The 22,241-nt window shown below is 73.4% G+C and carries 21 protein-coding genes and 1 pseudogene; 12 read left to right on the plus strand and 10 right to left on the minus strand.

From position 1 onward, the window contains the following. Positions 1-36: 36 nt before the first annotated feature. Entirely contained in the window at positions 37-966 is a 930-nt protein-coding gene (locus AB0M28_RS16650) for an aldo/keto reductase (protein ID WP_365404433.1), read from the minus strand. Positions 967-1,233: 267 nt separating this feature from the next. On the opposite strand from AB0M28_RS16650, the gene AB0M28_RS16655 reads away from it, so the two are divergent. Together AB0M28_RS16655 and AB0M28_RS16660 are read left to right on the plus strand one after the other, a co-directional pair. Further along, entirely contained in the window at positions 1,234-2,616 is a 1,383-nt protein-coding gene (locus tag AB0M28_RS16655; protein ID WP_365404436.1) for an MFS transporter, read from the plus strand. 95 nt (positions 2,617-2,711) lie between these two features. Further along, on the plus strand, positions 2,712-3,113 hold the full coding sequence (locus tag AB0M28_RS16660; protein ID WP_365404439.1) for a hypothetical protein: 402 nt from the start codon (positions 2,712-2,714) through the stop codon (positions 3,111-3,113). A 124-nt stretch (positions 3,114-3,237) separates the two neighbouring features. Here the strand turns inward: AB0M28_RS16660 and AB0M28_RS16665 are convergent, their stop codons facing one another. The 4 genes from AB0M28_RS16665 to AB0M28_RS16680 all read right to left on the minus strand — a co-directional run bounded on the left by AB0M28_RS16665 (position 3,238) and on the right by AB0M28_RS16680 (position 6,973). After that, positions 3,238-5,064 carry a GAF domain-containing protein gene (locus tag AB0M28_RS16665; protein ID WP_365404442.1) on the minus strand — a complete coding sequence of 609 codons (1,827 nt, stop codon included), beginning with the start codon at positions 5,062-5,064 and terminating at the stop codon, positions 3,238-3,240. A gap of 38 nt (positions 5,065-5,102) precedes the next feature. Beyond that, positions 5,103-5,915 carry a 3-hydroxybutyrate dehydrogenase gene (locus AB0M28_RS16670; RefSeq protein WP_365404445.1) on the minus strand — a complete coding sequence of 271 codons (813 nt, stop codon included), beginning with the start codon at positions 5,913-5,915 and terminating at the stop codon, positions 5,103-5,105. Between the two features lie 89 nt (positions 5,916-6,004). Next, positions 6,005-6,493 carry an NUDIX domain-containing protein gene (locus AB0M28_RS16675; RefSeq protein ID WP_365404448.1) on the minus strand — a complete coding sequence of 163 codons (489 nt, stop codon included), beginning with the start codon at positions 6,491-6,493 and terminating at the stop codon, positions 6,005-6,007. A 3-nt stretch (positions 6,494-6,496) separates the two neighbouring features. Continuing rightward, the gene (locus AB0M28_RS16680; protein WP_365404451.1) at positions 6,497-6,973 is read right to left on the minus strand and encodes an NUDIX domain-containing protein; all 477 of its coding nucleotides are present in this window, start codon (positions 6,971-6,973) and stop codon (positions 6,497-6,499) included. 142 nt (positions 6,974-7,115) lie between these two features. On the opposite strand from AB0M28_RS16680, the gene AB0M28_RS16685 reads away from it, so the two are divergent. Next, on the plus strand, positions 7,116-8,210 hold the full coding sequence (locus AB0M28_RS16685; RefSeq protein ID WP_365404454.1) for a peptidase M10: 1,095 nt from the start codon (positions 7,116-7,118) through the stop codon (positions 8,208-8,210). Positions 8,211-8,218: 8 nt separating this feature from the next. Then, on the plus strand, positions 8,219-8,614 hold the full coding sequence (locus tag AB0M28_RS16690; RefSeq protein WP_365404457.1) for a DUF6281 family protein: 396 nt from the start codon (positions 8,219-8,221) through the stop codon (positions 8,612-8,614). 85 nt (positions 8,615-8,699) lie between these two features. Here the strand turns inward: AB0M28_RS16690 and AB0M28_RS16695 are convergent, their stop codons facing one another. Both AB0M28_RS16695 and AB0M28_RS16700 read right to left on the minus strand, forming a co-directional pair. Next, on the minus strand, positions 8,700-9,257 hold the full coding sequence (locus AB0M28_RS16695) for a hypothetical protein (RefSeq protein WP_365404460.1): 558 nt from the start codon (positions 9,255-9,257) through the stop codon (positions 8,700-8,702). 23 nt (positions 9,258-9,280) lie between these two features. Further along, positions 9,281-10,096 (minus strand): aspartate/glutamate racemase family protein, encoded by an 816-nt coding sequence (locus tag AB0M28_RS16700; protein WP_365404463.1) that lies wholly within the window; start codon positions 10,094-10,096, stop codon positions 9,281-9,283. 58 nt (positions 10,097-10,154) lie between these two features. Here AB0M28_RS16700 and AB0M28_RS16705 point away from each other — a divergent pair, with 58 nt between their 5' ends. Next, positions 10,155-11,315, plus strand: a complete 1,161-nt coding sequence (locus AB0M28_RS16705) for a glycosyltransferase (RefSeq protein WP_365404466.1) — start codon at positions 10,155-10,157, stop codon at positions 11,313-11,315. A gap of 140 nt (positions 11,316-11,455) precedes the next feature. Then, a pseudogene (locus AB0M28_RS16710) lies at positions 11,456-11,614 on the plus strand (GNAT family N-acetyltransferase); the annotation flags it as partial. A 13-nt stretch (positions 11,615-11,627) separates the two neighbouring features. Here AB0M28_RS16710 and AB0M28_RS16715 read toward each other — a convergent pair. Further along, positions 11,628-12,986, minus strand: coding sequence for a TerD family protein (locus tag AB0M28_RS16715; RefSeq protein ID WP_365404469.1), 1,359 nt, complete (start codon positions 12,984-12,986; stop codon positions 11,628-11,630). 221 nt (positions 12,987-13,207) lie between these two features. On the opposite strand from AB0M28_RS16715, the gene AB0M28_RS16720 reads away from it, so the two are divergent. Then, complete coding sequence (locus AB0M28_RS16720) at positions 13,208-13,714, plus strand: DUF6643 family protein (protein WP_365404472.1); 507 nt, start codon at positions 13,208-13,210, stop codon at positions 13,712-13,714. 83 nt (positions 13,715-13,797) lie between these two features. Further along, a complete protein-coding gene (locus AB0M28_RS16725; RefSeq protein WP_365404475.1) occupies positions 13,798-16,182 on the plus strand; it encodes a right-handed parallel beta-helix repeat-containing protein in 2,385 nt (794 codons plus the stop codon). On the opposite strand, the gene AB0M28_RS16730 is transcribed toward AB0M28_RS16725, so the two are convergent. Further along, entirely contained in the window at positions 16,142-18,529 is a 2,388-nt protein-coding gene (locus tag AB0M28_RS16730; RefSeq protein WP_365404478.1) for a hypothetical protein, read from the minus strand. The genes AB0M28_RS16725 and AB0M28_RS16730 overlap by 41 nt on opposite strands. Before the next feature lie 188 nt (positions 18,530-18,717). Here AB0M28_RS16730 and AB0M28_RS16735 point away from each other — a divergent pair, with 188 nt between their 5' ends. Together AB0M28_RS16735 and AB0M28_RS16740 are read left to right on the plus strand one after the other, a co-directional pair. Further along, positions 18,718-19,527, plus strand: coding sequence for a DeoR/GlpR family DNA-binding transcription regulator (locus AB0M28_RS16735; protein WP_365404481.1), 810 nt, complete (start codon positions 18,718-18,720; stop codon positions 19,525-19,527). Between the two features lie 32 nt (positions 19,528-19,559). After that, positions 19,560-20,042, plus strand: coding sequence for an SRPBCC family protein (locus tag AB0M28_RS16740; RefSeq protein WP_365404484.1), 483 nt, complete (start codon positions 19,560-19,562; stop codon positions 20,040-20,042). Positions 20,043-20,061: 19 nt separating this feature from the next. Here the strand turns inward: AB0M28_RS16740 and AB0M28_RS16745 are convergent, their stop codons facing one another. Beyond that, positions 20,062-21,225 carry a PLP-dependent cysteine synthase family protein gene (locus AB0M28_RS16745; RefSeq protein WP_365404534.1) on the minus strand — a complete coding sequence of 388 codons (1,164 nt, stop codon included), beginning with the start codon at positions 21,223-21,225 and terminating at the stop codon, positions 20,062-20,064. A 153-nt stretch (positions 21,226-21,378) separates the two neighbouring features. On the opposite strand from AB0M28_RS16745, the gene AB0M28_RS16750 reads away from it, so the two are divergent. Beyond that, positions 21,379-21,720, plus strand: a complete 342-nt coding sequence (locus tag AB0M28_RS16750) for a hypothetical protein (protein ID WP_365404487.1) — start codon at positions 21,379-21,381, stop codon at positions 21,718-21,720. A 28-nt stretch (positions 21,721-21,748) separates the two neighbouring features. Next, positions 21,749-22,240 (plus strand): ATP-binding protein, encoded by a 492-nt coding sequence (locus tag AB0M28_RS16755; protein ID WP_365404490.1) that lies wholly within the window; start codon positions 21,749-21,751, stop codon positions 22,238-22,240. Position 22,241: the final 1 nt, after the last annotated feature.

Here is a 22,241-nt window from a genome sequence, read left to right on the forward strand (position 1 = left end):
ATCACGGGGCGACGGCCGGTACAGGGCATCAGGGCATCAGGGCACGACATGGCCCGCCGCGCGGAAGAGGCGGTACCACTCCTCGCGGGTCAGCGGGAGGTCCGAGCCCGCCGCCGACTCGGCCACCCGGCCGGGGTTGGTGGTTCCGAGCACCACCTGCATGTTCGCCGGGTGGCGGGTGATCCACGCGACGGCTATCCCGGTCGGGGTCACCTCGTACTTCGCGGCCAGCTCGTCCAGGACGTCGTTCAGCTCCGCGTGGTTCTCGCGGTCGCCGAGGAAGACCCCGTCGAAGAACCCCTTCTGGAACGGCGACCACGCCTGCAGGGTCATGCCCCGCAGCCGGGAGTAGTCGAGGAGGCCGTTGTCGCGGTCCACCGACTGGTCGAGGCCGCCCATGTTGGCGGCGATTCCCGAGGCGATCATCGGGCAGTGGGTGATGCTCAGCTGCACCTGGTTCGCCACCAGCGGCTGACGCACTGCCGTCTTGAGCAGTTCGATCTGCCCCGGAGTGTGGTTGGAGACGCCGAAGTTCACGACCTTGCCGGCTGATTCGAGCTGGTCGAAGGCCGCGGCCACCTCCTCCGGCTCCACGAGGGTGTCGGGCCGGTGCAGCAGGAGCACGTCGAGGTACTCGGTACGCAGAGCCGCCAGCGATTCGTCGACGGTACGGACGATGTGCTCGGCGGAGAAGTCGAAGAAGCCGGGCCGGATGCCGACCTTGCTCTGGATGACGATCGACTCCCGCTCCGCGGCGGAGAGTTTGACCGCCTCTCCGAACCGCGCCTCGCACGCGTGGCGCGACGGACCGTAGATGTCCGCATGGTCGAAGGCGTTGATCCCGGCGTCCCGGGCGCTGCCGTAGAGGGTGCGGATGTCCTCGTCGGCGAGTCCGGCGATGCGCATCAGCCCCAGGACGATGTTCGAGGCTCGCAGTTCGGTCCTTGGGAAGGAGATCGTTTTCATGGAACCATCCTGGCCCAGCGTGCCGAGGGATGGCCAGCAGCACGAGGGTCCGCAACCGCATCGCGGAATGGCACCCTACCCACCCAAACGGGACAACTACCCCGCGGCGCCCACGCCTCCGCTGCACCTCCCCGGCACCAGCCCCATGGTGCCCCCACGCACCCCCGCCCACTGAACTATGGTGTCCCGACACATACGCGCGTGACCTGCCCCTTCCTACGGTGTGGCGACACAAGCAACCCCGTCCCCCGCCCGGAAGTGGTGACCATGGCCGCCTCTGCAGCCGCTCCCCCGCAGCCCGCGAACCTGAGAAAGATCGTCGCCGCCAGCCTCATCGGCACCACCATCGAGTGGTACGACTTCTTCCTCTACGGTTCCGCCGCGGCGCTGGTGTTCAACAAGCTGTTCTTCCCCGACACCGACCCCCTCACCGGCACGCTGCTGTCCTTCCTCACCTACGCCGTCGGCTTCGCCGCCCGACCCGTCGGCGCGCTCGTCTTCGGGCACTACGGCGACCGGCTGGGGCGTAAGAAGCTGCTGGTCCTCAGTCTGCTGCTGATGGGCGGCGCCACCTTCGCCATCGGGCTGCTCCCCACCCACGCCACGGTCGGCTCCGCCGCTCCGGTGCTGCTCACCGCGCTGCGGCTCGTCCAGGGCTTCGCCCTCGGCGGGGAGTGGGGCGGCGCGGTGCTGCTGGTGTCCGAGCACGGTGACGCGCGGCGGCGCGGGTTCTGGGCCTCGTGGCCGCAGACCGGGGCGCCCGCCGGGCAGCTGCTCGCCACCGGTGTGCTGTCCGCGCTCACGGCGACGCTCAGCGACTCCGCGTTCGAGTCGTGGGGCTGGCGCGTGCCGTTCCTGCTGTCCGGGGTGCTGGTCCTCATCGGGATGTGGATCCGGCTCTCGGTGGACGAGTCGCCGGTGTTCCAGGCCGCGCTGGCCCGCGCCGAGACCCGCAAGGCGGAGGACGCCGCCGAGCGGATGCCGCTGCTGGCCGTGCTGCGGCACCACTGGAAGGACGTGCTCATCGCGATGGGCGCGCGCATGGCCGAGAACATCTCGTACTACGTGATCACCGCCTTCATCCTCGTCTACGCCGTGGAGCACACCGGTCTGGAGAAGCAGACCGCGCTGAACGCCGTACTCATCGCCTCCGCGATCCACTTCGCCGTCATCCCGGCCTGGGGCGCGCTCTCCGACCGCGTCGGCCGCAGGCCGGTCTACCTCGTCGGGGCGCTGGGCGTCGGCGCGTGGGCGTTCCCCTTCTTCGCGCTGGTGGACACCGGGGAGTTCGGGCTGCTGCTGCTCGCCGTGACCGTGGGGCTGGTCTTCCACGGGGCCATGTACGCGCCGCAGGCCGCGTTCTTCTCGGAGATGTTCGCGACGCGGGTGCGCTACTCGGGCGCGTCGATCGGCGCCCAGTTCGCCTCGGTCGCGGCCGGCGCCCCGGCGCCGCTGATCGCGACGGCGCTGCTGAAGGACACCGGCGGCTCGACCATGATCTCCCTCTATCTGCTCGCGGCCGTGGCCCTGACGCTCGTGGCCCTGCTGGCGGCCCGCGAGACGCGCCACCGCGATCTGGCGCAGATCGGCGCCACGTCCTCCCCGCAGGACGCCACCGCCCCGGCCGACGAGACCGCCCCGGTCCGCTGACGGCCGCGGCCATCGCCGTCACCGGGACCCGCCTGCCCTGCCGGGCGGGTCCCGGTGCTGCACACGAACCATCCGACAACCGAAAAGGACTCAGCATGTCACGACGTCTGGCCGCCCGTGCCGCCGCTTTACTCGCCGCGCCCGCCCTCGCCCTGGGGCTCAGCGCGTCTCCCGCGTTCGCCGCCGACACGTGGGTCAACCTGTACAGCGGCAGCACCAAGATCGCCAGCATGCAGCACGTCGACAGCGGTGACTACTTCCGCGTCTACGACAACTACGCCGACGGCCACGGCGTGCGCGGCTACCTGTACTCGTGGACGGGCTACGACTACACCCTCATCATGACCAAGTACAACGGCAGCGGAGCCGGCACCTACACGCAGATGCAGTACGACGTGTGGGGCACGAACTTCTACGCGATGCAGGTGTGTTCGGTGGACGGTTCCGGTGACACCTCCCCCGGCCCCTGCTCGGACATGAAGTACTTCAGCGAGTAGGAGCGAGTAGGACCGGCCGCAGAGCCCGCGGCATGAACACCGGCCGGGGGCGGCCGCCTTCCGACGAAGGTGCCGCCCCCGGCCGCCGCGGCCCTGGGTTTCCCCGCGCACCGGCACCCACCCCTCACCCCGCCAGCCGGTGCAGGCGCAGTGCCAGTTGCAGTTCCAGGGCGCGGGGCGGGGTCTGCCAGTCCGGTCCCAGGAGGCGTGCGATCCGGTCCAGGCGCTGGGCGACGGTGTTGACGTGCACCAGCAGTTCGTCCTTCGTGCGGGCCGGGCTCATCCCGCTGGCGAAGTACGCGTCGAGCGTGCGCACCAGTTCCGTGCCGCGGCGGGCGTCGTAGTCGACGACCGGGCCGATGGTCCGGCGGACGAAGCCCGCCACGTCCTTCGACCCGGCCAGCAGCAGGCCGACGAACCCGAAGTCCTCCGCCGCCGCGCCCTCCCCCGCGCGCCCCAGCGCCCGCAGGACCTCCGCGCAGCGCAGCGCCTCCGCGTACGCCCGGGCGACCGCGCCGGGGTGGGCGGCGGGTGCCTGGACCGCCGCCGAGGCGCCGACGGTCACGTCCGCCCGTACCGCCGTGCCCAGTTGCTTCGCCGCCTGGGCCGCCGTGCCGGAGGGGGTGTCGCCGGAGCCCAGCGGCAGCAGCAGGACGGCGCCGCCGTCCCGTGCCGCGGCCAGGCCCCGGCGGGTGGCGGCGAGATGGCCGGCGGCTGCGAGGAGGCGCTGACGGCCGGCGGACCCGGTGAGGTCGGAGCCCGCCGCCAGCACCACGTGGGTGGCGTCCAGGTCCGCGTCGAGCCGGGCGGCCCTTTCGCGCAGCAGACGGGGCGCGCGTCCGGGGGCGTCCAGCAGGTCGTCCAGCAGCTCGCCCCGCACCCGCTGCTCCGCCTCCCCGGCCGAGCGGCGGGCGAGCAGCAGCAGGGACGTCACCATGCCGGCGCGTTCCAGGGTGCGCTGGTCGACCGGGCCGAGGCTGGGGTGGCCGTGCAGGATGAGGGCGCCGAGCTGTTCGCCGCCCGCCGCGACGGGCGTGATCCAGTCGTCGCCGCGGCGGGTCGCGTGCCCGTGGACGGCCAGGGAGCGGTCCTCGGTGAACTCCACCTTGCCGCCGAGCACCTCCGTGAGGGCGTCGGCCACGTCGGTGACGCCGCCGCCGTGCAGCACCAGCTCCGTGAGGCGGTCGTGCACCTCGCCGGCCCGCTCGATCGTCTCCTTCGCCCGCTCCAGCTCCGCGACGGCCGCGCGCGTCTCCTCGATGAGGTTGGCGGTGTCGATGGCGGCGGCCGCGTGGGCGGCGAGGGAGGCGAGCAGGGCGATCTGCTCGCGTTCGAAGACGCGCGGCCGGCGGTCCGCGGCGAACAGCACGCCGATGACCTCGCTGCCCAGGGACAGCGGTACGCCGACGATGGCGGACAGCCCCTCGTCGCCGACCGCCGAGTCGATGGTGCCGGTGTGCATGAAGCGCGCGTCGGTGAAGTAGTTCTCCGTGACGTACGGGCGGGCCGTCTGGGCCACGAGCCCGCCCAGCCCCTCGCCGAGGCCCAGACGCAGCTCCTGGAAGGCGGCGGACACCGAGCCCTCCGTGACGCGCATGTACGTGTCGCCCGCCGCGGGGTCGTTCAGGCTCAGATACGCCACGTCCGTGCCGAGCAGGGCGCGGGCGCGGTGCACGATGGCCCGCAGGACGCCGTCGAGGTCGCGCAGCCCGGCCAGGTCGTGCGCCGTCTCGATCAGCGCGGACAGCTCGGCCTCCCGGCGCCGGCGGCCCTCCAGCTCCGCCCGTACGGCGAGGGCCTGCTCCCTGCCGCGCTCCAGGGCCTCGATCGTCGCCGGCGCGGCCCCCTCCGCGCGGGCGCGCAGCACCGGCTGCTCGTACTCGCCGACGGCGGCGCCGCGGGCGAGGAGCTCGAGGAACGGCGTCTCCGTCTCGGGTTGCTGATCGCGCATGTGCACAGGACTACCCCGGGCCGGCGGTCCGGCGCCAGTCAGTGGGCTGTCCAGCCTCCGTCCATGACCAGGGAGGTGCCGGTGACGAAGGACGCCTGCGGGCCGCAGAGGTAGGCGACGGCGGCGGCGACCTCGTCGGGTTCGATGAGCCGCTTGACGGCGGAGTCGGCGAGCATCACCTCGGCGACGACGCGGTCGGCGGGGATGCCGTGCGCGGCGGCCTGACCCTCGATCTGCTTCTCGACCAGGGGCGTGCGGACGTAGCCGGGGCACACGCAGTTGGACGTCACGCCGTGCGAGGCGCCCTCCAGGGCGGTGACCTTCGACAGCCCCTCCAGGCCGTGCTTGGCGGCGACGTAGGCCGACTTGTAGGCGGAGGCGCGCAGGCCGTGCACGGAGGAGATGTTGACGATACGGCCCCACCCCTGCGCGTACATGTGGGGCAGCGCGCCGCGGATCAGGCGGAAGGGGGCCTCGAGCATGACGGTGAGGACCTTGGCGAACACCTCCGGGGGAAAGTCCTCGATGGGGCCGACGCGCTGCAGTCCGGCGTTGTTGACCAGTACGTCGGTGCCGGCGGCGAGCGCTTCGGCGGCGTCCAGGTCGGTGAGGTCCAGCTGCCGGGTCTCGACGGCGCCGGGCAGCCCGGCCGCGGCGGTCTCCAGGTCCCCGAGGCCGGCCGCGTCCAGGTCCACGGCGCGGACCTCGGCGCCCGCCGCGGCCAGCCGCAGCGCACAGGCGCGGCCGATGCCGCCGGCGGCGCCGGTGACGAGGGCGGTGCGGCCGATAAGACCGTCGAGGCCGGCGGGGGCGGGAGCGGGCTGGGCGGCGGGGCCGGGGCGTGACAGCATGACGGCAGGCTAGGCAGCGCGCCCCGGACGACCGATGTGGCGCCGCCACACATTCCGCCGCGGCGCTCTGGAGTGTCGCCCCATGCCTCTCAGGCCTCCTCCGGCGCGCCGCCCCCCGCGAACCAGGCGGGGCCGCCCCCGAGGGCGTGCTTCACCCACCGCTCGGAGGACGCGCCCAGCGGCGGCAGGGCGTCGGGCGCGAACCACGCCACGTCCAGCGACTCGTCGTCGTTCACCCGCGCCTCGCCACCGACGTAGCGGGCGCGGAAGACGGTCACGATGTACTGGCTGCGGTCGCCGTTGTCGTACGTGAACACCGGACCGGTCTCCACGGCCACCACCCGCTCGACGGCGCAGCGCACGGCCGTCTCCTCGTAGACCTCGCGTACGGCGGCGTCCGCCGGCTGCTCCCCCGGCTCGGGGATGCCGGCCACCACCGCCCAGGCGCCGGTGTCCGCGCGCCGGCCGAGGAGCACCCGGCCCGCGTCGTCGACGACGACGGCCGCGGAACCGGGCAGCAGGAGCAGCTGGGTACCCGCGCCGGCGCGGATCGCGCGGATGAAGGCCGGGATCGGCATCGGTCAGATCTCCCCGGCGGGCTCGAACCAGGCCGGGCCGTCCGCCTGGGCGTGCTTGATCCGGGTGAGGCCGAAGTCGTCCAGCGGCGGCAGCTCGTCGAGGGGGAACCAGGCAACGTCCAGGGACTCGTCGTCGTTCACCCGCGCCTCGCCGCCCACGTAGCGGCAGCGGAAGGTGATGTCCATGAACTGGCACTGATCGCCGTTGGGGTACTCGACCGGCGGCAGGCCCTGGACCAGCACCACCCGCTCCGGCACGGCCCGTACGCCGGTCTCCTCCAGCACCTCGCGCGCGGCCGTCACGGCGGGCTGCTCGCCGGGCTCCGCGATGCCGCCGATCACGGACCAACGGCCCGTGTCGGCCCGGCGGTTGAGCAGGACGCGGTCGTCGTCGATGACGATGGCCGTGATACCGGGCAGGAAGAGCAGCTGCTGGCCGGCGCTGACGCGCAGCTCGCGGATGAAGTCGGGAGTAGCCATACCCCCCACCTTACGCAAGCAGCGATCTTCGGCCAGGCCCGAGATCCCTGGCCGGAATCTGCATTTTCTTGGCATGCCTTGATCAGTAGCGTGGCGCCCCTTGATCAACTCCCGTACAGCGGGCCGACATTCGAGGTGTTCCATGACCTGGCACAGACCGACCCTGATGGGCCGAGCCCTCACCGCGTTCGCCCTCCTGGGCGCATGCATAGCCGGCGGCGCGAGCAGCGCCCAGGCCGGGGCCACCGTGTGTCCCGAGACGGAGGGCGACCTCGCCGTCACCTCCCTCTCCACCACCCTCAACGTCCTCAGCTGCGATCTGGTCGGCCGCGTCGTCACGTACGACGGCACCGGCGTGGCGATCCCCGAGGCCGCGACCGCGGTGAGCGTCGACGCCGTCGACGCCTCCGGCGAGACGCACGGCTTCACCGTCGAGGTCGCCACGGACGGCAAGCTCAGCTACACCCTCGAGGGGGCCGCCGCCGACGCCTCGACGGCCGGCGCCGACCGCACGGACTCGCTGGCCAACCCGACGGTCACCGCGCCCGACCAGTCCACCGAGTCGAACAGCACCGACGCCGACGCCCCCGACGCCTCCGGCACCGAGGTGGCGGACGCCGACGCGGCCACGGCGCTGGGCGCCTGCAGCGACGGCGCGTACACCACGGCGGACCGCAAGGAGTACGGCTCCTACGAGTGGTACGTCGGCGACGGCGGTATGCCGGGCGCCCTCTCCCAGGACAACGCCAAGTGGGCGTTCTGGGACGCCATCGACAACATCACGGGCAGCTACAACAACTGCGGCTACGGCGACGAGGTGGGCGCGGCCCACAACTACCGCGGCCCGACCTCGTACGAGGCGGACATCAACTCCAGCTCGCAGTGCACCGACCGGGACGGCCTCAGCACCTGGGACGCGGGCAACCTGGCCGGCAACCACGTCGCCGTGACCTGCTCGTGGACCTGGCCGATGCTCGGCGTGAAGAACGACCTGCGCGAGGCGGACGTCCGCTACAACACCACGGACTTCGACTTCACCAACAGCCCGACCAGCAGCTGCTACAACAAGTACGACATCCGCTCCGTCGGCACCCACGAGGCCGGTCACGTCTTCGGCATGGGCCACGTCGGCTCCGGTCATGACAACCTCACGATGTACACGAACTCGTTCCTGTGCACCACCAAGGCCCGGACCCTCGGCAAGGGCGACGTCCTCGGTCTGCGCAGCATCTACTAGGGGGCATCATGCGCTCGACCGGCCGTTGGACCGCCGCGCTGCTCACGGCAGCCGTGGCGGCGGCCCTGACCTCGTGCGGGGGCGGCAGCAGCGCCGACGAGGGTGACAGCTCGGCGAGCTGCGTCGTCCGGTTCGTCTACGAGGGCCGCACGTACTCGGACGTGGCCGACGTGGAGTTCACCGCCGGTGCGAAGCTCGGCACCGCGACGGCGCCGCCGTGCGACGACACCGGCCAGGAGGACGAGGGCGGGCAGGAGCGCAGGACCGCCTACCGGGTCGAGGGCCTGTCGCCCGAGGTCGCCATCGCGGTCGGCGACACACCGCAGGAGGCGGTGTTCCTGGCGAACGTCCCGGAGGGCGGCGAGCTGCCGCCCGAGGTGCGCGAGCTGGTCAAGGGGTCCTGAGGGCTGACCGACGGATCCCGAGAGCAGACCGACGGATCCCGAAAGTGCTCGGGCGGGCCGTGGCGACACGGTCCGCCCGGGTGTCTCAGGCCTCCGCGGTGGGCTTCGGCGCCACCGGCAGACGGTCGCGGATGGCGCGTACGGCGTCCTCGGCGTGGTCCACGGTCACCGTGAAGACGTGGTCGCCCTCAAGCCTCAGCCGGAAGCCCTCGCCGCGGCGCACCACGACGCAGGTGCCCTTCTCCGGGCGCCAGCGGTAGCCCCAGCCGCCCCAGTGCCGGGGGGTGATCCTGGGCACGAACTCGGCGCCCACCACCTGGTCCAGCGGGATCCTGCGGCGCGGCACGCCCAGGTGGCCGCAGCGCACCTCCAGGGCCTGGTCGTCGACCTTCACCGCGACGTGGACGAAGGCCAGGGTGCCGAAGAGCACCAGCAGACCGGCCCCGATGCAGCCGACGATCGACATGACCAGCGGGGCCAGGCCCCCGGTGAAGGGGGACTCGACGGCCAGCTCGATGCCCAGCGCCATGCACGCGGCGCCGATGGCCGCCAGGAGCCACTGGACACGGTTCGTCGCCCTGCCGGTCCAGACCTCGAAACGGGCGGAACCGGTGGGGGTGTCGCCGGGGGGATGCGCCCTCATGCCTGAAGACTACGCGCCTTGTGTCAGCGTGGCAGGCACGCTGCGGAGAGCAACCTTCCTTCGGGGTAGGCGAGGGCGTGCGCCTGCAGGTCGGACAGGCGTCCGCTGTGGATGACGGTCAGCCGGCCGGTCTGCGGGGCGTCCGGTGCGGGGCCGCTGCCGATACGCCGCAGGGCCTGCGCCGCGACGGCGCCCGCGGAGCCGTGGAAGGCGAGCGGGGCGGAGTCCGGCGCCTGGACCGCGGCGCGGATCCGGTCGGCGACCAGCTCGTAGTGCGTGCAGCCGAGGACCAGGGAGCTCACCTGGCGGGGTGTACGGGCGGCCGCGGCGGCGACCGCGAGAGCGATGGCCGCCTCGTCGGCGTACTCAACCGCCTCCGCCAGGCCCGGGCAGGGCACCTCCACGACCTCGGCGCCGGTGCCGAACTCGGCGATCAGGCCGCGCTGGTAGGCGCTGCCGGTGGTGGCGGGGGTGGCCCAGACGGCGACGGGCCCGCCGCCGGCCGCGGCGGGCTTGATGGCCGGGACCGTGCCGATCACCGGGATGCCCGGCTCCAGCTCCGCGCGCAGGGCGTCCAGGGCGTGCACGGAGGCGGTGTTGCAGGCGACGATCAGGGCGTCGGGGGCGTGCTCGGCAGCAGCGCGGGCGCAGGCGAGGGCGTGCGCGCTGAGGTCCTCGGGTGTGCGCGGTCCCCAGGGCATCCCGTCGGGATCACCCGAAAGGATGAGGTGCGCGTCGGGGCGGAGGCGGCGTACGGCGGCGGCCGCCGCCAGCAGACCGATCCCGGAGTCCACCAGGGCGATCGTGGGCACGGGCCGCTCCTCGTGATGGTTGAACACGTCAGTCACTTTAGATGATCGCGGCGCGCCGTCCCGGAACCTGCGGCACACTGCGGCGGTGACCACGACCGACTGGCTGACCTGGACCGCCTGCGCCTCCCTGGCCGCCTGGCTGTGGCTGCTGCTGGGGCAGGGCGGCTTCTGGCGCACCGACGTCCGCCTGCCGCGGCGGACGGAGCCCGCCGACTGGCCGCCGGTGGCGGTCGTGGTCCCGGCCCGGGACGAGGCGGCCGTGCTGCCCGACAGCCTGCCGTCGCTGCTCGCGCAGGACTATCCGGGCGAGGCGCGCGTCTACCTGATCGACGACGGCAGCACGGACGGTACGGGCGGGCTCGCCGCGCGCCTGTCGGCCCGGCACGGCGGGCTGCCGCTGACGGTGTCCTCCCCCGGCGAGCCGGAGCCGGGCTGGACGGGCAAGCTCTGGGCCGTACGCCGCGGCATCGCCCTGGCGCGCGAGCAGACGGACGCCGAGTACCTGCTGCTGACGGACGCCGATATCGCGCACGGACCGCACAGCCTGCGCGAGCTCGTCGGCGCGGCCCGCTCGGGCGGCTACGACCTGGTCTCGCAGATGGCGCGGCTGCGCGTGGTGACCGGCTGGGAGCGGCTGATCGTGCCGGCCTTCGTCTACTTCTTCAGCCAGCTGTACCCCTTCCGCTGGGTGAACCGCCCCGGCAGACGGACCGCCGCGGCGGCCGGCGGCTGCGTGCTGCTGCGCGCCGACGCGGCGGAGCGCTCCCGGATCCCGGAGTCGATCCGGCACGCGGTGATCGACGACGTCTCCCTGGCCCGCGCGGTCAAGCGGGACGGGGGCCGGATCTGGCTGGGGCTGGCGGAGCAGGTGGACAGCGTGCGCCCGTACCCGCGGCTGGCGGAGCTGTGGCGGATGGTGTCCCGCAGCGCGTACGCCCAGCTGCTGCACAGCCCGCTGCTGCTGGCCGGGACGGTCGTCGGCCTGGCGGTGATCTACGTGGCACCGCCGGCGACATTCCTCTACGGCGCGCTGGCCGGCCACGCGGCGCCCCTGCTGGCGGGCGGTCTGGCGTGGGCGCTGATGACCGCCAGCTTCCTGCCGATGCTCCGCTACTACGGCCGCAGCCCCTGGGACGCCCTCGCGCTGCCCTTCACGGCCGTCCTCTATCTGCTGATGACGGTGGACTCCGCCGTCCAGCACTACCGGGGCCGCGGCGCGGCGTGGAAGGGCCGGACGTACGCGTGACCGGCTCCGCCGGGGCCGCGCGACGGACAACCCCGGGGGCCGCCCCCGGACCCTGTCGCGGGATGTCCAGGCCAGGATCCACGGCTCACCTGCTTGTCCGGCTGGGGGTCCGGGGGTCATCCCCCGGAAAGAGCAGTAAGGCGGCGCTCACCGGAGAGCTGGAGCGGCGGGCGCCCGCGACCGCGTACGTGTCGCTGATCGCGGACGGGCCCGCCCGCTTCCTCTACGAGAAGTTCGGCTTCGCGGACACCGCCGGGCACGGCTCGATCGGGATGTACCGCATGATGGGCGCGCGCTGAGCGCGCCCCGCGGTCACTTCCGGCCCGGTGTCCAGTTCAGGCCCCAGCCGTACGCCGCGTCCACCGTGCGCTGCGGGCTGCTGCCGCGCGGGACGACCAGGTAGCGGGACTCGCGCTGGACGACCAGGTCGCCGCCCACGTTGGTGATCAGGGCGAGGGCGCAGACCGTGGACTGCACGGTGCACTCGTCGAGCGAGAAGTCGATGGGCGCGCCCTGCTGCGGCGTCAGCGTGACGGTGGCGTGCAGATTGGAGAAGCTGCGGGCGCCCTCGTAGATCGTGACGAAGATCAGGATGCGCCGGAACCACTGCTTCTGGTCGAGGTTGATGGTCAGGTTCTCGCCGCTCTCCACCGCGCCGGTGCGGTCGTCGCCGTCCAGATGGATGAACGGCGGCTGCTGCACCGAGCCGAAGGCGTTGCCGAGGGCCTGGATGACGCCCTTGCTGCCCTCCGCCAGCTCGAACAGGGCGCACAGGTCGAGGTCGAGGTCGTTGTGCATGGCGACGGCGCGGCCGCGTTTGGCGCCCCACCCCTTGAACTGCTTGTGCACCTCCCAGTTGAGGTTGACCCGCATCACACCGCCGGTGCCGCCCTGCTTGCTCAGCGAGACGGACGGCGCCGCCTTGGTGAGCGTGACGCGGGTGGGCCCGGACGGCTGCACGGGAGGCGGCGTGGGCTGCGGGGGCAGCGACGAGGCCGGCACGTAGGTCGGCGGCATGGGCATGGGAGCCGGCGGCGGGGTGGGCGTCGGAGCCGGCGGCGGCGTGTGCGTCGGGTGGACGACCGTGGGCGTCGGCACGGGCGCCGGTGCCGGCATGCGCTGCGGCGCCGGTGCGGGCGCGGCCTGCGGCTCGTCGACGGAGATGCCGAAGTCCGTGGCCAGTCCGGCGAGGCCGCTGCCGTACCCCTGGCCGACCGCCCGGAACTTCCACGAGCCCTGCCGCCGGTACAGCTCCCCGAGGATGAACGCGGTCTCCACCCCGGCGTCGAGCACCTCGTAGCGCATCAGCTCCGCGCCGCCGGACGCGTCGACCACCCGGATGTACAGCCCGGGCACCTGGCCGAAGCTGCCGCCGTCCGCCGAGGCGCACAGGATGACGCGCTCGACGGCGCCCTCGACGCGGGGCAGGTCGACGAAGAGGGTGTCGGTGGTCTGCGCGCCGCCGGGGCGCTTGCCCTCGTGGCGGACGGCGCCGGAGGCGTGCGACGGCTGGTTGTAGAAGACGAAGTCCGCGTCGGAGCGGACCCGCCCGTCGCTCAGCAGCAGAGCGGACGCGTCGACGTCCGGCACCCCGGGTCCCGCACCCCAGCCGAGTTCCACCCGTACGCCCGGTACGGCGACCGGTGCGTTCTCACCCTTGCGCATGGACATCCGCACGCCCCCCATCGAAAGCCGAAAACCCCTACGGCACACCGTATTCCCCGGCGCGCCGCCGGGTGCCCGGATCGGCTCGTTTACACGATCTCAACATGCCCGTGGGTCCGTTTTCCGCGCGTTCATTCCAATTGATGACAGGGGGTCACTCCGAACACGCAAAACAACCCTCTTATCGGTCTCCCCAACGAGCACATCGTGGGCTTAACTTATGGTCCATGACCTCCCCCCGCAGCTATGGCGGCGGCTACTACGCGCCATCCTTCCCGGACACCCCGATCTACGACTCCCTGGTCGCGGAGCGGGGCACCCCTCAGATCGCCCCGATCCGGGTTCCCTCGTACGACTCCGGCAGCTCGCTGCCGGCGCTCCCGGCCCCGCGCCCCGCGCTTCCGGCCGCCCCGGCCCAGCACCAGCCGGCGTACCAGCAGCCCTCCTACCAGCAGCAGCACACGCCGCCCCGGGGCTACCCCGCCGCCCCGCAGCCGGCCGCGCCGCAGCCGTTCATCCCGCAGCAGCAGACGCAGCCCGCGCGCTACGCCCCGCAGCAGCAGGCGCGACCCGCGCTGGGTCCGGCCACCGGACCGAGCACGGTCAGCACGGGCTACGAGGCGATGCGCCCGGTGCAGCCGCGCCCCGCGCCCGCCCCGCAGCAGGCGCAGACGTACAACGACCCGTACGGCCGCCCCTACCAGCAGCAGCCCTACAACGGGCGCGGCTACTGAAGCCTGCCGACTCGCCCCCGCCGCAGGCGATACGGTGGACCACCGACCGCCGGACGCTACGCAGTGGGGGTTAGAGCGCGACCATGGCACAGGGCTCCGTATCCGTGACGCACACCGGGAATTCGCGGTGGCGCCGCCGCACCGGGGAGTACGGAACTCTCGCCGAGGCGCTCCAGGCGGCGGGGGACGGCGACGTCCTCGCCATCGCGCCCGGGACGTACCGGGAGAACCTCGTGGTGCAGCGCCAGGTCACGCTGCGCGGCCCGCAGTCGGCACTCGGCTCGGTGCGCATCGCCCCGGCCGACGGCGTGGCCCTGACGGTGCGGGGGGACGCCGTCATCGAGGGGCTGCAGCTGGAGGGCCAGGATCCGTCCGCGCCCGCGCTGCTGGTCGAGGAGGGCTCGCCCGAGCTGTCGGACCTGCGGGTGGTGACCCGCTCCGCGGCGGGGATCGAGGTCCGCTCCGGTGCCCGGCCGGTGCTGCGCCGCTGCACGGTGGACAACCCGGGGGGTACGGGGCTGAGTTTCAGCGGCGGGTCGGGGGGCCTGGCCGAGGAGTGCGAGGTGCTGGCCGCGGGCCAGACGGGCATCGCGGTACGGGGCGGCGCGCACCCGCGGCTCGAGCGCTGCCGCGTGCACCATGCCACCGGTGCGGGCCTGGCCATCACCGGGGAGGGCAGCGCCGCGGAGGCCGTCGGCTGCGAGCTGTACGAGATCAAGGGCACCGGCGTGCAGGTGACGTCGCGCGCCGTGGGGACGCTCACCGACTGCACGGTGCACCGCACTTCGGCGGACGGCGTCACCCTGGACACCGACGCCGTGCTCACCCTCGACGGCTGCGAGATCCACGACATCCCCGAGAACGCCGTCGACCTGCGCTCCCGTTCGACGCTCACCCTCACCCGCAGCAAGGTCCGCCGCTTCGGCCGCAACGGCCTGTCGGTATGGGATCCGGGCACCCAGGTCATCGCCGAGCAGAGCGAACTCCACGACGCCACCGGCGACTACCCGGCGGTGTGGATCAGCGACGGCGCCCAGGCCAAGCTGGACGCCTGCCGGCTGCACGACGTACCGGACGCCCTGTTCGTCCTCGACCGGGGCTCCCGCGCGGAGGTGACGGGCAGCGACATCGGCCAGGTCCGCAACACCGCCGTCTCGGTGAGCGACGGCGGCAGCGTCGAACTGGCCGACTGCCGGATCCGGGACGCGGCGACGGGCGCGTGGTTCCGCGACCACGGCAGCGGCGGGCGGCTCGACGACTGCACGATCGACTCGGTGGCCACCGGCGTCATCGTCACCAAGGGCGCCGACCCCATGGTGACGGGGTGCACGATCACCTCGCCGGCGGAGGCCGGGGTGTACGTCTCAGCCGAGGGACGCGGCACGTTCCAGGGCTGCCGGGTGACGGGCAGCGCGGGCTACGGCTTCCACATCATCGACGGCTGCCGCAGCACGCTCACCCGGTGCCGTACGGAGCGCTGCGCGCGCGGCGGTTACGAGTTCGACGGGGACGGGGCGGTGGCCTCGGAGTGCACCAGCGACGAGAGCGCGGAGGCCGCGTCGAAGACCCCGCTGGTCCGCGCGCCCGCGGTGCAGACCCAGCAACCCCTCGCCACTCCCCCGCCCGCCGCGGTCGCCGTGGCCGAGGTGCCGAGCGCACGCCCCTCGCAGGACGTGCTGGGCGAACTCGACACGCTGGTGGGGCTGGAGAGCGTCAAACGGGAGGTGCGCTCCCTCACCGACATGATCCGCGTGGGCCGGCAGCGCGAGAAGGCCGGGCTCAAGGCGGCGTCGGTGCGCCGCCATCTGGTCTTCACCGGCTCACCCGGCACGGGCAAGACGACGGTGGCACGGCTGTACGGCGAGATCCTCGCCGCCCTCGGCGTACTGGAGCGCGGGCATCTCGTCGAGGTGTCCCGGGTGGACCTGGTCGGCGAGCACATCGGCTCCACCGCGATCCGCACCCAGGAGGCCTTCGAGCGGGCGCGCGGCGGGGTGCTGTTCATCGACGAGGCGTACGCGCTGGCGCCCGAGGACGGCGGCCGGGACTTCGGCCGGGAGGCCATCGACACGCTGGTGAAGCTGATGGAGGACCACCGCGACGCGGTGGTGGTCATCGTCGCCGGCTACACCGCGGAGATGGAGCGGTTCCTGTCCACCAACCCGGGTGTGGCGTCCCGTTTCTCACGCACCATCACCTTCTGCGACTACGCGCCGGAGGAGTTGCTGCGGATCGTGGAGCAGCAGGCCGGCGAGCACCAGTACACCCTCGCCGACGGCACCGGTGAGGCGCTGCTGAAGCACTTCACCGTGCTGCCGAAGGGAGCGGCGTTCGGCAACGGGCGTACCGCCCGGCAGACGTTCGAGGCGATGGTCGAGCGGCATGCCGGGCGGGTGGCGCAGCTGGCGGAGCCCAGTACGGACGAACTCACCCTGCTGTTCCCGGAGGACCTGCCGGCCCTTCCGTGACGACGGGTCGGACCGGTCCCCCGGTGCCGTCCCGGCCGCGCGGCGCCGGGACGGCGGCCAGCCGGTCGAGGAGCGCCCGGCGCGCCGCGTCGAAGGCGGGGTCCGCCTGGTAGTCGGAGTGGCCGAGGATCGGCGAGGGCAGCGGACGGCGCGCGGTACGGCCGTAGCACAGCGGGTCCTTCAGCGGCCCGCGGTCGACCTCCGAGCCCGCGCCTTCCGGCAGCCCGACCGGGCCGCCGATCGGGTCGGTCTGCCGCCACAGATTGGTCCAGGCGTCCAGCTCGCGGTGCAGGTCCGCCAGCCGCCCGGTGCCGAAGTAGCCGGGGAACCAGCGCCCGTACAGGCGGTGCAGCGGCGAGCCGTATGTGAGCAGCGCGACCCGGCCGCGGTCCTCGGGGGCGAGCTGCCAGACGGCCGCCGCGGCGAGCACGCTGCCCTGCGAGTGGCCGGAGAGCACGAGCTGCCCGTCTTGGTGGGCGGCGGTCCACTTGCTGATCCGCCAGGTGAGGTCCGGCACCGCCCGTTCGGCGTAGCACGGCGGAGCGAACGGGTGGGCGGCGCGCGGCCAGAAGGTGCCGACGTCCCACAGGATGCCGATGCTGCGCCGGGCGGCGGGGTCCTTGTACGCGCGCCGCCCCATGGTGAGCAGCAGCACGAAGAACGCGCCCATCAGCCACGAGCCGAGCGCCTGCCCCGTCTGCGCGAGCCCGGGGACGGGCTCGGGCGCGCCGCGCGCCGCGACGCCCGGGACCTCGCCGGTGGCCCAGGCCCCGGCGATGGCGCCGCCGCCGAGCAGGAGCACGATCAGCGCGGCGGTACCGAGGACGACGGGGCCGAAGTCGGTCAGCTGGGCGCGGGAGACGGCAGCCGCGATGCTGTGCGTGCGGGGCTTGTTGGGCTGCTCGAGCGGGCTCGGCTCCTCGTCGGCGTACAGGCCCGGCACCTCCTCGACGATGCGCCGGCGCAGTCGCCAGGACTTGGCGGCTGCCAGCGCGCCGAGGCCGGCGACGGTCAGCAGCACCAGCGGTATCACCGTGGCCTGCCAGCTCAGCTCCACCGGCGGACCGGCGAGCGCGCCGCCCTCGCCGGGAGTGGCGCCGCGGTCCAGCCAGTCCGCCAGCCGCTGCGTCAGACCACCGGAGAACACCCCCGCCAGCGCACAGGCCAGCAGGGCCACCACGGGGCCGGCCAGCCCCTTCAGCACGGGCGGCTCCTCGTCGGGCGAGGCGGACCGCTGCAGACGCCACGCGGCGACGGCCAGCCCGGCGATCAGCACGCCCTGCAGGACCGCGAGCCCGCCGAAGAAATGCGTGCCGGTCAGCCGGCCGTCCGACGTCCACTCCGGGCGTGACCAGCCGGAGTGCACGGCGGTCAGCAGCAGGACGGCGACGGCGGCACCGGGCAGCGCGCGCACCGCCCACCGGTCGTCCGTGTCGTCGAGCTCCGCCTCGCACCGTCCCCGGCGGCCCACCACCCACACGACGGCCGCCCACCCGGCGGCCAGCAGCCCGGCCAGCGCCCAGCCCGTCGCCCGCAGTGCGCCGCCGTCGTCCTCCTCGGCGGTCACCGCCCACAGCGCGCACGCCACCGTCAGCAGCCCCGCCGCGGTGTGCGCGGCGCGCAGCCGGGCCACCAGCCGGCGGCCGTACCAGAAGCCCGGCAGCGACAGCACGGGCGGCTCGTCGCCATCCCGCCGCGGTACGCCCGCACCCGGCGGCGGGGACGCCGACTCGTACGCGCTCCAGGTGCGGTGCGACAGCCACCACAGCAGGCCGGTGAGCAGTGCGGGCACCGCGGCGCCGAGCAGCAGCCGGCGGCCGGGCTGGGCCCACCAGCCGTCGCCGGCCATGAACCCGAGCCAGGACTTGTTCGCCGCGCAGTGGGCGCTGCCCGCGCACTGCCAGGCGATCAGGTCCATCGTCACCTCGGCCGCGGCGGCCACCAGCAGCACGGTCAGGGTCAGCGCCAGCAGCCGGACCAGTACGTCGTACACGTGCTGCCCGCGATGGCGGGCGCTCGCCGCCGGGCGGGCCCAGTGGGCGAGGTTGGCCACCATGAACGGCAGCAGGATCAGCCACAGGGCGCGGGCGCCGTTCCCGGAGGTCAGATTGGACCAGCAGTACGCCTCCGGCACCGGCGCGGTGCGGCCCGCTGCGCTCTCGGCGTCCACGTCGTCGCGCCGCCGGTAGATGCCCGCGGTGCTGTCGCCGGTGACCAGCACCGTGCGCGGATCGCCGAGCATCCGCTCCGGTGTCGTACCCCCGACGCCGTGCACCAGGAGTTCCAGTGCGGGTCCCGGGCGCCGTGCCTCGCCGCGCCCGGACGTGGTGCGCTGTTCCAGTCTCATCGCCGCCCCCGTGGTCTCTCGCCGCACCAGGATTCCGCCTGCCCGCGGTCCGTACGCCGGCACTCGCGAGCCGAGGCGAAATCGTGACAGTCGCCGGTGCCCCGCGCCGTGCGGCCCGCCCGGGTGTCGCACCTGCGTGGGAAGATGTCCCCGCACAGTTGACGCGGCCGAGGAAGGGATACGCACGGGTGAGCGACAACCAGAACCTGCTGGCCGAACAGCGCCGGGCCATGATCCTCGACGAGGTGCGGCGCCGCGGCGGCGTCCGGGTCAACGAGCTCACCCGCAAGCTCAAGGTCTCCGACATGACCGTCCGCCGGGATCTGGACTCGCTCGCCCGGCAGGGCATGATCGAGAAGGTCCACGGCGGCGCGGTGCCGGTGGTGGAGCCCAGCACCCACGAGCCGGGGTTCGAGGCCAAGTCGGGGATGGAGACGTCCGCCAAGGAGGAGATCGCCCGCGCGGCGGCCCGGCTGGTGCCGCCCGGCAGCGCGATCGCCCTGTCCGGCGGTACGACGACGTTCGCGCTGGCCCGCCGGCTCCTGGAGGTGCCGGGGCTGACCGTGGTCACCAACTCGGTGCGCGTCGCGGACGTCTGGTACGGGTCGGCGCCGGACAGCGACAGCACGGTGGTGCTCACCGGCGGTGTGCGCACGCCGTCGGACTCGCTGGTCGGGCCGGTGGCGGACCAGGCGATCCGCACCCTGCACTTCGATCTGCTGTTCATCGGCGTGCACGGGATATCCGCACAGGCGGGACTGTCCACGCCGAACCTGGCGGAGGCGGAGACCAACCGCCATCTGGTACGGGCCGCGCGTCAGGTCGTGGTGGTGGCCGACCACACCAAGTGGGGGACGGTCGGGCTGAGTTCGTTCGCGCCGCTCGACGCGGTGGACGTGCTGGTCACGGACGCGGGGCTGGACCCCGAGGACCGTGCGGAGATCGCGGAGCTGCTGCCGCGGCTGGTGGTGGCCGGGGAGTCGGACACGGACGACTGACCGGCCGGTCGACAAAGGGGGAACACACAGCGATGGCACACCTGTTGCGTCCGGTGCCGCTCGGCTTCGCCGACGACGCGCCGCTGCGGCTCGTCTTCACCGGTGAACTGGCCGCTCCGGCCGACGCGGTGCAGCGGGCCCTGGCCCGGGACACCGAGGGCTGGGCCGACTGGTTCGCCGCGGTGCGCTCCGCGCGCGCCTTCGAGGGCGGCCGGGCGATATCCCTGCGGGGGGGCATCCGGTTCACCGAGACGGTGCTCGCGGACGAGGAGGCCCGCCGCTACGCCTACCGGGTCGACGAGACCAACGCGCCGGGCCTGTCCGCTCTGCTGGAGGACTGGCACACCCGCCCGGCCCCCGCCGGCGGCACCCAGGTGGAATGGGTGTGGGCCGCCGACGGACCGGCCCCGGTCCGCCGGCTGCTGCGCCTCGCGCGGCCGGGCATCGCGCGGGCGTTCAGCGGCGCCATGCGCGCCCTGGACCGGCGGCTGGCGCAGCGGGCGCCGGGCGGCTGACCCAGCAGGTGCAGTCGCCTCAGGAACGCGACTCGTCGCAGTCCGGCCACCGGCCGGTGGTCAGGAAGGCGTCGATGGCGTCGGCGTACGGGGCGATGTCCAGGCCCTGTTCGGCCAGCCAGGCGTCCGAGTAGTACTTGTCGAGGTAGCGGTCGCCCGGATCGCAGATCAGGGTGACCACGCTGCCCGTACGGCCCGCGTCGACCATCTCGGCCACGATCTTCAGGGCGCTCCACAGCCCCGTGCCCGTAGAGCCGCCGGCCTTGCGCCCGATGGCCCGCTCCAGCGCGCGCACGGCGGCCACGCTGGCGGCGTCCGGCACCTTCATCATCCGGTCGATGGCCATCGGCACGAAGCTGGGCTCCATCCGCGGCCGGCCGATGCCCTCGATACGTGAACCGGAGTCGCAGGACGTCTCCGCGGAGCCGGTCACCCAGCCGTCGAAGAAGCAGGAGTTCTCCGGGTCGGGCACGCAGACGCGGGTGTCGTACTGGCTGTAGTGGATGTAGCGGGCGATGGTCGCCGAGGTGCCGCCGGTGCCGGCGGTGGCCACGATCCAGGCGGGCTCGGGGTAGCGCTCCATGCGCAGCTGCTCGAAGATCGACTCGGCGATGTTGTTGTTCCCGCGCCAGTCCGTGGCCCGCTCGGCGTAGGTGAACTGGTCCATGTAGTGGCCGCCGGTCTCCGCGGCCAGACGGGCGGACACGTCGTACACCGTCCGCGGGTCGTCCACCAGATGGCACTGCCCGCCATGGAACTCGATCAGCCGGGTCTTCTCGCGGCTCGTCGTGCGCGGCATCACCGCGATGAAGGGCACGCCGATCAGCTTGGCGAAGTACGCCTCCGACACGGCGGTGGATCCGCTGGACGCCTCGATGACCGGTTTGCCCGGCCGGATCCAGCCGTTGCACAGGCCGTAGAGGAACAGCGAGCGGGCGAGCCGGTGCTTGAGGCTGCCGGTGGGGTGGGTCGACTCGTCCTTCAGGTACAGGTCGATGCCCCAGGACTCGGGCAGCGGGAAGCGCAGCAGATGGGTGTCGGCGGAGCGGTTGGCGTCCGCCTGCACCTTGCGGACCGACTCTTTGAGCCAGGCGCGGTACTCGGGATCGCTGCGGTCCACGTCGATGGTGGGGACGGGGTATGCCGCGCCGGGGCTCGTGACCCGTCCGTCGCCGGTGTCCATGTGCTGCACGCCGCTCACGCGCTGCTCCTTCTGCCGTGCCGTACGCCCCGGTCGGGGGCGGTCCTGATCATAAGGGGGCACTGGTGCCGGGGCACGATGCTGGGCAGACTCCCAGGGAAGAGGGTGCGGGGACGGGGTGCGAGGGAGGGTCACGTGGCGGAGACCGAGTTCGCCGCCCGCGGGGTACGGATAGGCCGGTGGCTGCGTTCGATGACGCGGGCCGGGCAGGTGCGTATCCGCGGCGGCAGGCTGGAGCTCCTCACCAGCCTCGGCCAGGAGATCGACAGCGCGCCGGTGCAGCACGTGCACGCGAGCAGACCGTGGTTCGTGGGACCGCGCCGCGCGCTGGCGTCGGTGAACGGCACGCACTATCTGCTGACCCTGGGCGGCGCTTCCGCCGCTCCCGGTGACGGCGGGCCGCCCCCTCCCGGGCGGTTCCTGGAGGCGTTGCGCACCGCCCGCAGCAATGCGGCGAAGTCCCGGGAGTGGAGCTGAGCTCCCCCCTCACCGATGGAGCCACGCCGTGGACAGCGACCTTTCCCCGCGCCCCCGGGAGGATCCCGGGTACGAGAGTCCGGACGCGCACTGCACGGTGGAGGTGGAGGCCGTGCCGTCGCGGATCGGCCAGATCCGCAGGATCGTGATCGCCCAGCTGCGCTACTGGCATCTGGACGCCCTGGTGGAACCGGCCGCGCTGGCGGTGACCGAGCTGCTGGCCAACGTCCATCAGCACGCCGGCCCGGACAAGCGCTGCACGATCGAGCTCGAGCAGCGGCCGGGGCGGCTGACGGTGTCGGTACGGGACCGCAGCCAGCGACTGCCGCTGGTGGGGTCTCCCGACCCGCTGGACAGCCACGGGCGGGGGCTGCCGCTGGTGGCGGCGCTCAGCGAGCAGTGGGGGTGCACCCGGCGGGAGGACGGCAAGGCGGTGTGGTTCACGCTCGCGGCCCCGGTCACGGCCGAGGCGCTGCCGCGGGCGGCGCGGACGCGGCGGGGGGCGGCACGGTCGGCGTGAG

Origin of the sequence: Streptomyces sp. NPDC051940, from assembly GCF_040680895.1 — a bacterium.
Taxonomy (GTDB): Bacteria; Actinomycetota; Actinomycetes; order Streptomycetales; family Streptomycetaceae; genus Streptomyces.

What these genes read in the sequence shown, in the direction of transcription:
- AB0M28_RS16650 (WP_365404433.1), bottom strand. Translation starts at nt 966, where the DNA reads ATGAAAACGATCTCCTTCCCAAGGACCGAACTGCGAGCCTCGAACATC.
- AB0M28_RS16655 (WP_365404436.1), top strand. Translation starts at nt 1,234, where the DNA reads ATGGCCGCCTCTGCAGCCGCTCCCCCGCAGCCCGCGAACCTGAGAAAG.
- AB0M28_RS16660 (WP_365404439.1), top strand. Translation starts at nt 2,712, where the DNA reads ATGTCACGACGTCTGGCCGCCCGTGCCGCCGCTTTACTCGCCGCGCCC.
- AB0M28_RS16665 (WP_365404442.1), bottom strand. Translation starts at nt 5,064, where the DNA reads ATGCGCGATCAGCAACCCGAGACGGAGACGCCGTTCCTCGAGCTCCTC.
- AB0M28_RS16670 (WP_365404445.1), bottom strand. Translation starts at nt 5,915, where the DNA reads ATGCTGTCACGCCCCGGCCCCGCCGCCCAGCCCGCTCCCGCCCCCGCC.
- AB0M28_RS16675 (WP_365404448.1), bottom strand. Translation starts at nt 6,493, where the DNA reads ATGCCGATCCCGGCCTTCATCCGCGCGATCCGCGCCGGCGCGGGTACC.
- AB0M28_RS16680 (WP_365404451.1), bottom strand. Translation starts at nt 6,973, where the DNA reads ATGGCTACTCCCGACTTCATCCGCGAGCTGCGCGTCAGCGCCGGCCAG.
- AB0M28_RS16685 (WP_365404454.1), top strand. Translation starts at nt 7,116, where the DNA reads ATGACCTGGCACAGACCGACCCTGATGGGCCGAGCCCTCACCGCGTTC.
- AB0M28_RS16690 (WP_365404457.1), top strand. Translation starts at nt 8,219, where the DNA reads ATGCGCTCGACCGGCCGTTGGACCGCCGCGCTGCTCACGGCAGCCGTG.
- AB0M28_RS16695 (WP_365404460.1), bottom strand. Translation starts at nt 9,257, where the DNA reads ATGAGGGCGCATCCCCCCGGCGACACCCCCACCGGTTCCGCCCGTTTC.
- AB0M28_RS16715 (WP_365404469.1), bottom strand. Translation starts at nt 12,986, where the DNA reads ATGTCCATGCGCAAGGGTGAGAACGCACCGGTCGCCGTACCGGGCGTA.
- AB0M28_RS16720 (WP_365404472.1), top strand. Translation starts at nt 13,208, where the DNA reads ATGACCTCCCCCCGCAGCTATGGCGGCGGCTACTACGCGCCATCCTTC.
- AB0M28_RS16725 (WP_365404475.1), top strand. Translation starts at nt 13,798, where the DNA reads ATGGCACAGGGCTCCGTATCCGTGACGCACACCGGGAATTCGCGGTGG.
- AB0M28_RS16730 (WP_365404478.1), bottom strand. Translation starts at nt 18,529, where the DNA reads ATGAGACTGGAACAGCGCACCACGTCCGGGCGCGGCGAGGCACGGCGC.
- AB0M28_RS16740 (WP_365404484.1), top strand. Translation starts at nt 19,560, where the DNA reads ATGGCACACCTGTTGCGTCCGGTGCCGCTCGGCTTCGCCGACGACGCG.
- AB0M28_RS16745 (WP_365404534.1), bottom strand. Translation starts at nt 21,225, where the DNA reads ATGGACACCGGCGACGGACGGGTCACGAGCCCCGGCGCGGCATACCCC.